This is a genomic window from Arundinibacter roseus (genome assembly GCF_004348825.1).
Taxonomy (GTDB): domain Bacteria; phylum Bacteroidota; class Bacteroidia; order Cytophagales; family Spirosomataceae; genus Arundinibacter; species Arundinibacter roseus.
In genome coordinates this window covers 1-11,480 of record NZ_SMJU01000030.1, presented here as the reverse complement: position 1 = coordinate 11,480, position 11,480 = coordinate 1, and the positions used below count along the sequence as shown (strand labels likewise).

10 protein-coding genes are annotated in these 11,480 nt (G+C 43.0%); 2 read left to right on the top strand and 8 right to left on the bottom strand.

The features are described 5' to 3' along the window. Positions 1-204: 204 nt before the first annotated feature. Together EZE20_RS23805 and EZE20_RS23800 are read right to left on the bottom strand one after the other, a co-directional pair. Positions 205-546, bottom strand: a complete 342-nt coding sequence (locus EZE20_RS23805) for a Spy/CpxP family protein refolding chaperone (RefSeq protein ID WP_165933572.1) — start codon at positions 544-546, stop codon at positions 205-207. 98 nt (positions 547-644) lie between these two features. Continuing rightward, positions 645-1,529: an AraC family transcriptional regulator gene (locus tag EZE20_RS23800; protein ID WP_132122518.1), complete on the bottom strand. Its 885-nt coding sequence runs from the start codon at positions 1,527-1,529 to the stop codon at positions 645-647. A gap of 449 nt (positions 1,530-1,978) precedes the next feature. Between EZE20_RS23800 and EZE20_RS23795 the strand changes: the two genes are divergently transcribed. Next, positions 1,979-2,488: a cupin domain-containing protein gene (locus tag EZE20_RS23795; protein ID WP_132122516.1), complete on the top strand. Its 510-nt coding sequence runs from the start codon at positions 1,979-1,981 to the stop codon at positions 2,486-2,488. A gap of 40 nt (positions 2,489-2,528) precedes the next feature. Here the strand turns inward: EZE20_RS23795 and hemC are convergent, their stop codons facing one another. From hemC to EZE20_RS23765, 6 genes are all read right to left on the bottom strand, one after another. Then, a complete protein-coding gene (gene hemC, locus EZE20_RS23790) occupies positions 2,529-3,461 on the bottom strand; it encodes a hydroxymethylbilane synthase (RefSeq protein ID WP_132122514.1) in 933 nt (310 codons plus the stop codon). 85 nt (positions 3,462-3,546) lie between these two features. Further along, entirely contained in the window at positions 3,547-4,449 is a 903-nt protein-coding gene (gene rimK / locus EZE20_RS23785; RefSeq protein WP_132122512.1) for a 30S ribosomal protein S6--L-glutamate ligase, read from the bottom strand. Positions 4,450-4,568: 119 nt separating this feature from the next. Beyond that, entirely contained in the window at positions 4,569-4,988 is a 420-nt protein-coding gene (locus tag EZE20_RS23780; protein ID WP_132122510.1) for an ATP-dependent zinc protease family protein, read from the bottom strand. Further along, positions 4,988-6,112: a DNA polymerase III subunit delta' gene (gene holB, locus EZE20_RS23775; RefSeq protein ID WP_132122508.1), complete on the bottom strand. Its 1,125-nt coding sequence runs from the start codon at positions 6,110-6,112 to the stop codon at positions 4,988-4,990. Before holB ends, EZE20_RS23780 begins: the two co-directional genes overlap by 1 nt. Positions 6,113-6,154: 42 nt before the next feature. Then, positions 6,155-7,360, bottom strand: coding sequence for a putative sugar nucleotidyl transferase (locus tag EZE20_RS23770; protein WP_132122506.1), 1,206 nt, complete (start codon positions 7,358-7,360; stop codon positions 6,155-6,157). Between the two features lie 144 nt (positions 7,361-7,504). Then, positions 7,505-7,750: a type B 50S ribosomal protein L31 gene (locus tag EZE20_RS23765; protein ID WP_132122505.1), complete on the bottom strand. Its 246-nt coding sequence runs from the start codon at positions 7,748-7,750 to the stop codon at positions 7,505-7,507. Positions 7,751-8,369: 619 nt separating this feature from the next. Here EZE20_RS23765 and EZE20_RS23755 point away from each other — a divergent pair. Continuing rightward, a complete protein-coding gene (locus EZE20_RS23755; RefSeq protein WP_132122522.1) occupies positions 8,370-10,820 on the top strand; it encodes a ribonucleoside-diphosphate reductase subunit alpha in 2,451 nt (816 codons plus the stop codon). The last annotated feature ends 660 nt before the right edge of the window (positions 10,821-11,480 follow it).

Here is an 11,480-nt window from a genome sequence, read left to right as displayed (position 1 = left end):
CCACCTCTTTGACTACCCCTAATTTAAAGGACATTGAGTAATCTTTTTGGGTTCGCTTAACATACTTAGTTTCAGGTTGCTCTTGCATAGCTGTACAGTTTGTGTATCGCTATTTCAGGACCAGACATTATACATAAGAAAAGCCGTTGGGTCAATTTCCCAACGGCTTTTCTTGCTTAAAACCCTGCATCTAATCACTAATGCTTAGCTTTTTGCTCCACCCCGCATGCGCCGCATCCGATGACCGGGCTCCGTGCGTTTTTCCAAAAGCTGAATGTATTGCTCCTGCGTCAGAATAGCCTTCATTTTGGTCTTGGATTCTTCGCGGTTGGCCTTCATTTGTTCCATCAATTCTTTCTGCTTTTGAGATTGTTCCTGCATAAGCGCACTCAGTTTGGTGGCTTGCTCATCGCTCAAATTCAGTTCTTTCTTCATGTGTTCTACCTGATTCTTCGCTCTTTTTTCAGGATTCATTCCTTGCTTTTGTGCATACGCGCCGGTTCCAAACAGGAGCATTAGTACGAGCATTCCAACTAACTTTTTCATAGCCAACATTTTTTAAGGTTATTTACTATTTCCGGTTTGTTGGATGCTTTTCTGGCATAAAGGTTTAGTGAGCCATTAAAAATAGAATAGACAATGTGTTAAATAAACGTTCGGGTTCCGGCATAATTGTCCCTGAATTCCCGGGGTGTGCAGCCATTTTTACTCTTAAATACACGGTTGAAATAAGACAAATTGTTAAAACCGCACTTATAAGCTACCTCTGCAATAGTCTCTGTTGTATCAATAAGCAGCCGAGAGGCGTGTCCAAGGCGAATCTCGTTCAGACTTTCAATAAAGGTTTTACCCGTCCGTTTTTTAATAAATCGGCTGAACGAAACCTCCGTCATTCCGGCGAGCTTTGAAACCTCTTCCAGCGAAATATCCTTTTCGTAGTGATCGCGCAGGTACGAAAAAACTTTTTCGATTCGACGACTATTGTAGTTAATCGCATTGTCGGTAAAGGTACTATTGGAAAGCATCCGCATATTGCGCGATATTGAAAGATCATGCAGGATAGAAATCAGTTCCAAAACGGAATCAAACCCACTTTTTTCGGGCAGTTGCTGTAGCCGTGGCAGCAGGCGCTCAATCGTTTCTTTTGAAAAACTAACACCACGGGCCGCCCGCTCCATCAACATGCGAAGAAAATATAGTTGATTGCGTTTCAGGAATTTTTCATCAAAAAGATCCCGATGAAACTGAATTGTGATTTCGTAGATTTCAGGTTCCCCTTCGTGCCACTCATACTGATGCGTAAACCATCCGTGAGGAAGCTGATTTCCGACTAGCACAAGTTCCAGATTATCAATAACTTCTGTATGATCGCCTACAATACGCTTTACACCTTTACCACCAACAATCAGGTTGAGCTCAAACTCAGGGTGATAATGTAAAGGGAAATCAAAAAATGTTTTCTTTCGGGAAAAAATAGTGAAACAATCGTATTGAGTAAGGGGAGTAATCTCGTGATATACTTCACTCATGACAGCTGTATTGATGATAAATGATAGGACAATAGCAATTATTGTATCATTTTAATACAATAATCATTAGGCTTAAATAATTCCTGAAATGAATAATTTGATCAAAAGTAAAGCTTTTTTGAGTTGAGTTATTGGAATAGTACCAATATTTTTTTTAATTGTTTCTTATTTCTGACTAATCTCTGATAAAATAGTATTATAATAATGTGTAAAAAGTAATAGCTATATTGTAAAAATCGGTTTCATAAAATAAAGCATTCATTAAAAATCCGATTTCCCGGAGTATAAAGGGTTTGACGATGTAGTGCGATTTTTTTAAGTTAAATACCTTTACTAAATACAGCTCTTGCCTGATTTATTAAAAACAGGGTACTACTTTTGTATTAGGTAACCGTTGTACGGAAACTAATCATTGCGTAGTAGTATTAAACCTTCAACTCCATTTGAATATGAGACTTAACAGCTCGAACAGCCGGTCTGAGGTATTTGAAAGTGTTCAGCAATTTATTGACGAAAAAAGATTTTCGGTTGTCAGTAAAGATCACACCCGACCCTGGGGAGGTTTTTTCGTACTGGACGAGAGTCAGGCAGCTCAGTTCATCGAAGCATTTTTTCCGCACCTTTCGCTGGAAGATTTTTCTGGATACGAAAAATTAAGTCCGAAGATATTGGTTGTAGCTCCTCAGCAGCGCCTTTCCTGGCAATATCACCACCGACGTGCTGAAATCTGGAAACTTATTGGTGGCGTTGCCGGGGTAGTTATTTCGGATACGGACGAAGAAACCGATCTGAAAACTCTTGCTGTGGGCGACATCGTAAATTTGGCCTGCGGCGAACGTCATCGGCTTGTTGGCACCGAAGGCTACGGTGTAGTGGCCGAAATCTGGCAACATACCGATCGCGAAGCGCCCTCGGATGAAGACGATATCGTTCGGGTGCAGGATGATTTTGGGAGATAATCAAATTGATAGGTAGTTCGCAGTCAAACTACCTATCAATCTAATGCTGCTGACTTCGAATCTCGGCCAATAGTCGGTCGGCTCCGGCAAGTTGTAAAGACTCCGCTAACGAAATCCCCAATTGTTCAGGATTACTCTGAATGCTTCCCTGTATAGTTTTGCGAATCATTTCTTGGCCATCCAAACTTACCACACCTCCGGTAATACTCATAGACTGAGGATCAATTGTAGCCAAACCGAAAACCGGTACACTGCATCCGCCCTGTAAGGTTTTGAGGAAAGCCCGTTCGGCGCGAAGTCTCAACTCGGTTTCTGCATGATTTAACAGAGATCGAACTACTTGTTTTTTTGCATAATCCATTGAAACAGAAACCTCAATTGCGACGGTTCCCTGACCTACGGCCGGAGTAAATTGATGTAGCGAAAGATACTCCGCAATTTTATCATGATACCCCATGCGATGTACACCCGCGTAGGCCAACAATAGTGCATCGCAGTGGCCTTCTTCCAGTTTGCGAAGGCGCGTTTGCAGATTGCCGCGCATATCTACGGTTTTGATATGCGGATAAAAATGTTTGAGCAGAGCTATTCTCCGGGTCGACGATGTTCCAATAACAAAGGGCTCATCCTGCGAAAGGGCTAGCGTTGTATTTTGGCTTACCAGCACATCGTTGACTTTCTCGCGCTCTGTAAATGCCAGAATTTCAAATTCAGGCCCGAGATCTGACTGTAAATCTTTGGCACTGTGCACCGCAATATCAATTGCGCCTGTGCGTAGTTGATCCTCAATTTCTTCGGTAAAGACGCCTTTGCTGCCAATTTTGGATAAGGCACGATCCAAAATCAGATCACCTTTGGTTTCAATGGTAATAATTTCGGTGGACAATCCTCCGTTTTGCAGGAGTTCCTGTACGTAGTAGGCTTGCCAAAGGGCCAGTTTGCTGCCACGGGTTCCAATTTTTATAGGTGTCATGCTTGTATACTTATATCGTAAATGAAATAGCTTTGGTCTCGGCGTTTAAGATTTCGATTGCCGTGCCCATTCTCAAAATTAAAAACTAGACGCCAACCGTATCGCCCTCATCGGTTTTGATTTTTTCTTCGAGGTAAGAAATAATCAGGGTTGCAATATCAATTCCAGTTGCTTTTTCTATTCCCTGCAGGCCGGGGGAGGAATTTACTTCCATAATCAGTGGACCGCGATTTGATTGAAGCATGTCGACGCCAGCGACTTTTACGCCCAACGCTTTGGCAGCGCCAAGGGCGGCCTGCTCTTCCTGTTCAGTCAGTACAATCGCTCGGCCTTCTCCGCCCCGGTGCAGGTTCGACCGAAAATCGCCTTCTGCACCTTGCCTTCGCATGGCCGCTACCACTTTATTGCCTATCACAAAAGCCCGGATATCAGCTCCTTTTGACTCCGCAATAAACTCCTGAATCAGAAAATTTGCTTTCAAACCAAAGAATGCTTCGATGGTAGACTTGGCCGCTTTGGCGCTTTCTGCCAGCACAACGCCTACTCCTTGTGTACCTTCCAGAAGTTTAATAACAACCGGTGGGCCGCCCACAATTTTGATCAGATCATTGACCTGAGCCGGATTTTTAGCAAAAACAGTCCGGGGAATCTGCACACCGGCTTTTGCCAAAATCTGCATGCTGCGAAGTTTATCTCGCGACCGGGTAATCGCCTGTGATTTGACGGTTGTAAAAACCTTCATGAGTTCAAACTGACGAACAACCGAACAGCCGAAAGCCGTCACAGATGTACCAATACGCGGGATGACGGCGTCTACGCCTTCAATAATTGTTCCTTTATATAAAATCGCAGGGTTTTCTCCCTCGATCAGCAGAAAACATTTCACGTGGTCAATCACTACGGCTTCGTGCCCTTTTTGGGTGATAGCCTCCACTAAACGTTTGGTGGAATACAGTGTGGGGTCAGTGGATAAAACGGCTATTTTCATATATTATGAGCTTTCCAAGAAGAAAGTCTATTTGTTAAATCGTAGGGATTTTTGTAGATGTCGATGGTATTCGTTTTTATTTATCAGCCACATTGCCTGTATTTATTACAGATCAGGTTTCAGGAGACATCGACTACAAATCGCCCTTTCAGGAGTTTTCTACCCAATAGTACCGGAAACTTCATCCGGCGGCGATCAGCAAGCGAAAACTGCGTACGAATTTTTCGGCCTGACACAACAATCAGGGTTTTTATGACATATCTTTTTTCGGCATGGCCAAAGGAATTTTTTACGGTTTTCTCAGTAAAATCAACTACTGAAAATGCTTCCCGCGGCGCACCTTTTTGTACATCCAGGAAAAAGCTTAGATGAGGCCGACCGTTTTTTTCTACTATTTTGACTTTGGAACAATGAATGGAAGAAGTCGCCGCGCCGGTGTCAACGCGGGCAGGTACATCGTACCAGCCAAGTTCTGGGAAATTGACAACCTCGGTAGCACCTATTGTCCGTTTTTTAGGCAGAATGATTTCGTTATTCATCAGTTTCGCTGAAATAATTGAGAAACATGCAGGGATAAATCAAGGAATACGATCTTGGCGCGTACATTTCGTTCAATATGATAATATGCGTCATTCATTTCCGAAATCATAGGCTCCCAGGATGTAGCCGGTACGGCCTTTGAAAATTTCTGGACAAAATCAAGTTCCTCATCCGGTACACGCAACAGGGCGCCAGCGCCTTGTGTCCACAGAATCATGTCTCTAAATAATCGCAGGGCATAATCAAACAACCCTTTTTGTCTTTCTTTTCCCATACCTTCAAACGTGTCCGCCAGCTTAACGAGTTGCAACAAATCGTATTTGTAGCAAGAGCGCATCCAATCGGTAAACCACGCGGACCGATCGTCTTCCTGTTCGAGCAGGAGCCGATGTGCTTCTGACAAATTGCCGTCGCAAAGGTAGGCAATCTGCCGGGCCCGGCTGCTGTCTGCTTCATGATGTTGCTGTAAATAATTGCGCACATCCTGATCAGAAAAAGCCGGAATCTGCAACCGCTGCGTACGCGAAAGAATCGTGGTAAGCAAGCGATCCGATTGCTCCGTTACAAGTAAGAACAGCGTTTTTTGAGGCGGTTCTTCCAGGATTTTAAGTAAAGCATTGGAGGCTTGTTGATTCAACAGTTCGGGTTGCCACACCATCATTACTTTGTATTCGGCTTCAAAGGCTTTAAGAGATAGCTTGGTAATGATTCCACGGGCTTCCTTTATCGGAATGATTCCTTGCTGATTTTGAGTCGCCTGTATATACGTAAGCCAGTCCTGTAAAGTTCTGAAAGGGCTTTGTTGAATAAACTTTCGCCATTGAGGTGTAAGCTCTGCCATTAAATCTTCTCCTTCCTTCGGTGCGCGGGGAAGAGGGAAAATCGAGTGAAGGTCAGGATGAGCGAGCTTGTCCATTTTGACACATGAAGCACAATGACCACAGGCATCCGTTTCCTGACGGTTTTCGCAGTTAACATAAGTTGCAAAAGCCAGTGCCAGCGACAGGGCCCCGCCGCCCACCGGGCCATCAAACAGCAAAGCATGGGCTACATGGCTTTGATCAACCGATCGCCGCAGCGTGGTTTTAACTTCTTCTAAACCGGGTGTTTGATTAAAGAGCACAGTGAATTTCAGTTTCAGAAGCAGCCCTCCCGCACCTTCTGATTAATAGGTCCGATCGGGCTTAGTTTGTTCAAATATATGGCGCAAAACGTCCTGCTGCCTATCGGACAAAGTGAGCTGGCGCCGCCCAATCGTTGCTTGTATTACATCAAGAGCCTTCTCATAGCGATAGGTCGAAAAACCTTCGGCTTGTCCCCCCCACGTAAAAGAAGGGATATGCTTGGGTTGAAAACCAGCTCCAAATACATTGACATTAACCCCTACCACAGTGCCGGTATTGAACAGAGTATTGATACCGGCTTTGGTATAATCGCCCATAAACAACCCACAAAAAAGCTGACCGGAATCTTCCAGTGCTCGGGTGGAATAGTCGTAAAGCTTCACGGTTGTATAATCATTTTTAAGGTTTGAATTTGTCGTGTTCGCGCCCAGATTACACCATTCGCCCAAAACGGCATTTCCCAAATAGCCATCGTGGGCTTTGTTGCTATATCCAAATAAAATAGAATTATTAACTTCTCCGCTCACTTTACAAAAAGGACCTATGGTACAATTAGGTCGTATTTTGGCTCCCTGACCAATGACGGCTCCTTCGCCAAGAGCAAAAGGCCCTTGTATAATTGCTCCTTCACTTACAACGGAATTTTTGCCCAAATAAATTGGCCCTCCTTCGGCATTCAGAATGGCCGCCCGAATAGTAACTCCCTCTTCCAGAAAAATATTTTCAGACTTATAACAGCGGGTAAATTCGTCAGAAATAGCAGCACTGGAACGATCGCTTGTTAATTGAGCGTAATCCATGCGAAGCTGATCTCCATTTTTCAAAAAAATATCCCACAGCTGCTCGATGGATGTGTAAGGCTCCTCAAAAAGCTGAACGTCAAGATTTTTGGTAAGAGAGTCGTCAGGAGTCCAGTTTGCAGTTGCGGTTCGAACCGCCAGAAGTTGATTCGTCTGTGGATTTCTTAGCTGACTTTCGAGGGGAAGATAAAGAATCGCCTGCACAAGGGTCGGGTCAGGACATAAGCTTCCGTTAATGTATAGGTAAGAAGCCGAATTTGGAGCAGAGGGGTAGAGGAGGCTTAAATACGTTTCTGTCAGAAAAAACGGGGTAGTTTTGAGCCACATGCTCCATTTCTCGGTAAGCGTAAGGATCCCGCATCGAATGCCGCTGATTGGGCGGGTAAAAGTAAACGGCAAGAGTTGCCGGCGAGTATGCGGATCATCAAATAAAACAACTGACATCATACTTCCCAAAACTTCCAAAGATGGTCGAATCTCTCATTCAAATTTCGCCTATTTTATCGAGTCAGGCAAAAAAAAGGCAGACTCCCGCAGAAATTGCAAAGAGACTGCCTTCATTGACCGGATCGTAAATTGATCCTACCTGAATTATTTCTTTCCGTACCGCTTCATGAACTTGTCCACACGGCCGGCGGTGTCTACCAATACATTCTTTCCTGTATAGAAAGGGTGTGACTGGGAAGAAACTTCCACTTTGTACACGGGATATTGTTTCCCATCTTCCCATTCAATGGTTTCGTTGGTTTGAATCGTAGAGCGGGTAATAAATTTATGATCGCTGGAAAGATCCCAAAATACGACCTCCCGGTAATTAGGATGAATATCTTTTTTCATCGGTATCTATTGTTAATGTGTTGATTGCGATTTTCGTAAAAGGACTGCAAAACTACGGACTTAATTCTAAATCTCCCAAATTCTCACTGTTATTTTTTGTGTGAAACCGTTTAATCAATTCCTTGGTTATTACACCCATGAAGCTTTTTGAGTATTCAGCGGTTCTTCGTAACTTCCAGATAATAGTCCTGCTATTTTCAGAAAGTATAGGCCAAAACCTTCCCTTGCCCTAAAAGTTATAGAGTCGCTCTATGCGTAAGTTTGCGAAAGCATCAGAATCTGAACCTCCAATATCCCAAAATCGAATCCTGAATTTTCTAAAATATAACTGATTGATTATTAGTTTTATACAAGAAAATTTGAAGAAAAAATATTTGTGGTATTATTCTGATAGGCTTGATTTTTGTAACGTACTTGGAATAAGAATCTTAACATTTTAATAACACTGATAGGGATTAGATTTTTCGTAGTCTTCCCAAAAGTCCATCCGAAAAAGGGTTGTTTTTTTCCCGGTAAAGCAGTTATTTCATGGAATTTTTCAGAGAAAACTCCCAGCCCTCCATCCACAGGAAGATCCAAAATTAATTTAACACTACTGACAAAAAAGTATACAATGCCCATGTATGTAATCAAGAGAGACGGTCGAAGAGAGTCTGTAAAATTCGATAAAATCACCGCACGAATCGAAAAGCTCAGCTACGGTCTGGAAGCCAACTATATTCAGCCCATCGAGGTGGCAAAAAAGGTGGTTTCCGGTATATACGATGGTGTTACGACCGCGGAACTCGACAATCTAGCCGCAGAAACAGCCGCCTCCATGACCACCAAGCACCCCGACTATGCTATATTGGCAGCGCGGGTGGCTATTTCCAATCTCCATAAAAATACGCTGAAATCCTTTTCGGCTACCATGAAACGGCTCTACACCTATGTGGATCCTAAAACAGGAGAAAACGCTGCCCTTATTTCTAAGGAAGTATATGACATCATCCGTCGCAACGCCGCTCTACTTGACTCGACTATTATTTATGACCGTGATTATGGCTATGATTATTTTGGATACAAAACGCTTGAAAAATCATATTTGCTGAAAGTAGATGGCAAAATCGCCGAACGCCCTCAGCATATGTTGATGCGAGTGGCTATCGGGATTCATCATGAAGATATTTCCTCGGCTATCGAAACATACCACTATTTGTCAGAAAAGTGGTTTACTCACGCTACTCCGACACTTTTTAATGCCGGAACTCCAAAGCCCCAAATGTCATCCTGCTTCCTGCTCACTATGAAGGAAGATAGTATCAATGGTATTTATGATACACTTAAACAATGTGCGCTTATTTCTCAGTCAGCCGGTGGAATTGGCCTGAGCATTCATGATGTCCGGGCAACCGGCAGCTATATCAAAGGAACCAATGGAACTTCCAATGGAATTGTTCCTATGCTGCGTGTTTTTAATGATACGGCTCGCTACGTAGATCAGGGCGGGGGAAAGCGCAAAGGTTCTTTTGCAATTTACATGGAGCCCTGGCATGCGGACATATTTGACTTTCTGGACTTGAAAAAGAACCACGGAAAAGAAGAACAACGCGCGCGCGATCTATTCTATGCTATGTGGATTCCCGACTTATTTATGAAGAGGGTTGAAGCTAACGATACGTGGTCCTTATTCTGTCCCCATGAATGTCCCGGCCTTTCAGATACTCACAGCGCTGAATTTGAAAAACTTTATGAGCAATATGAATTAGAAGGCAAAGCCCGGAAAACGATTAAAGCTCAGGATTTATGGTTTGCGATCCTCGAATCTCAAATAGAAACGGGCACACCCTACATGCTTTATAAGGATCACGCCAACAGTAAATCCAATCAAAAGAATCTGGGAACGATCAAATCGTCCAATCTCTGTACCGAGATAATGGAATATACCGCAGCAGATGAAGTTGCCGTGTGTAATCTTGCGTCTATTGCGCTTACAAAGTTTGTAGAGGAAGAAAAAGATGGCTTCTCCCGGTTTAACCATCAGAAGTTATACGAAATAACCAAAGTAGTAACGCGGAACCTCAATAAAATTATTGATCTGAATTACTATCCCGTACCCGAAGCCGAAAAGAGTAACAAACGCCACCGGCCTATCGGAATTGGTATTCAGGGCCTGGCCGATGCACTGTGCCTTCTGCGAATGCCATTCGAGTCGGATGAAGCCCGAAAACTAAATAAAGATGTTTTTGAGACCATGTATTTTGGTGCTATGGAAGCATCTATGGAATTAGCAAAAGAGCAGCAGCCTTACGAAACCTGGGCTGGAAGTCCAATTTCACAAGGAGTTTTCCAATTTGATATGTGGGGAGTCACGCCGGACAGTGGCCGCTGGGACTGGGAAAAACTACGCAAAGAAGTTGTAAAGTACGGCGTTCGCAATTCTTTATTGCTGGCACCAATGCCAACAGCCTCTACAAGTCAGATTCTGGGGAACAACGAATGCTTCGAGCCTTTTACATCTAATATATATGTAAGGCGCGTGCTTTCAGGAGAATTTGTGGTAGTGAATAAATATCTGTTAAAAGATCTGGTGAAATTGAATTTGTGGAATGAGGATATGAAAAACAAGCTGATTATGGCCAATGGGTCTATTCAGCCCATCCCAGGTATCCCACAAAATATCAAAGATTTGTATAAGACCTCGTGGGAAATCAAACAACGTACGATCCTGGATATGTCAGCCGATCGTGGTGCGTTCATTTGCCAGTCCCAATCATTGAATATTTTCCTGGAAGAACCAAACTTCGCCAAACTCACATCGATGCATTTCTATGCCTGGAAGAAAGGATTGAAAACAGGAATGTATTATCTGCGTACAAGAGCCGCCGCAGATCCAGTACAATTTACGGTACAGAAGCAAGCCGAACCGCAAATTCAACCCGCTGTTGTTTCCGTTGCTGAAAAAGAACTGGATTATACCCAATACGCCCATGACCATCAACAACAGGTAAAACCTGCTGAACGCAACAATCGTTCTGATATGCAGTGCTCGCTTGATGACCCCGAAGGTTGCGAAGCTTGCGGCGCTTAAAAACCTACATGTAGCCAGGAAGAGAATAATCTTCCAAACGTAAAAGAGACTCGTACGAAATCCGTGCGAGTCTCTTCCTTTTAATAACTTCAAAAAAGATCGAGATGATATAAGACGAACGCGCCTCGTAATTGACACTGAAATACCAGAAAAAGATCAAGATAAAGGGTGTAAAAAAATATTTTCATGAATAGTGAAAATATTCCCCATTGAAAATCAATAAGTTACTTGTTTATACAAATTTTTCTTTGAAGGTCGCTTGCAACTTAAAAAGATAACTGCCACCTTTGCACTCCCAAACAGAGACAGGGAATTCAAAAAGTCCTCATCTGTTAGAAATAAGGGCTATTCTGGCATAAATTATTTAGTGAAATTTTGTCAGATAGAAATAAAAGCAAGGTGTTAAAACGCTTCTGATTAAACAGAGCATGCAGCCAACGAACAAGAATTTAAAAAGCTTGCTCAACCAAATTAAAACTTGAAAATACTTCGTCAAAAAAAGACGAAAAATTTTAACAAGAAATTTGGAAATTAAAAAAAAGGCTTGCACCTTTGCACTCCCAATCGGGGAAACGGGTAAGACGAACGAGTTTTGCCACTAGTTTTAAGGAGACTTAAAGCGCCGTTCTTTGACATGATGAAGAGAAGCACAAGATGTAG

What these genes read in the sequence shown, in the direction of transcription:
- EZE20_RS23805 (WP_165933572.1), bottom strand. Translation starts at nt 546, where the DNA reads ATGAAAAAGTTAGTTGGAATGCTCGTACTAATGCTCCTGTTTGGAACC.
- EZE20_RS23800 (WP_132122518.1), bottom strand. Translation starts at nt 1,529, where the DNA reads ATGAGTGAAGTATATCACGAGATTACTCCCCTTACTCAATACGATTGT.
- EZE20_RS23795 (WP_132122516.1), top strand. Translation starts at nt 1,979, where the DNA reads ATGAGACTTAACAGCTCGAACAGCCGGTCTGAGGTATTTGAAAGTGTT.
- hemC (WP_132122514.1), bottom strand. Translation starts at nt 3,461, where the DNA reads ATGACACCTATAAAAATTGGAACCCGTGGCAGCAAACTGGCCCTTTGG.
- rimK (WP_132122512.1), bottom strand. Translation starts at nt 4,449, where the DNA reads ATGAAAATAGCCGTTTTATCCACTGACCCCACACTGTATTCCACCAAA.
- EZE20_RS23780 (WP_132122510.1), bottom strand. Translation starts at nt 4,988, where the DNA reads ATGAATAACGAAATCATTCTGCCTAAAAAACGGACAATAGGTGCTACC.
- EZE20_RS23770 (WP_132122506.1), bottom strand. Translation starts at nt 7,360, where the DNA reads ATGATGTCAGTTGTTTTATTTGATGATCCGCATACTCGCCGGCAACTC.
- EZE20_RS23765 (WP_132122505.1), bottom strand. Translation starts at nt 7,750, where the DNA reads ATGAAAAAAGATATTCATCCTAATTACCGGGAGGTCGTATTTTGGGAT.
- EZE20_RS23755 (WP_132122522.1), top strand. Translation starts at nt 8,370, where the DNA reads ATGTATGTAATCAAGAGAGACGGTCGAAGAGAGTCTGTAAAATTCGAT.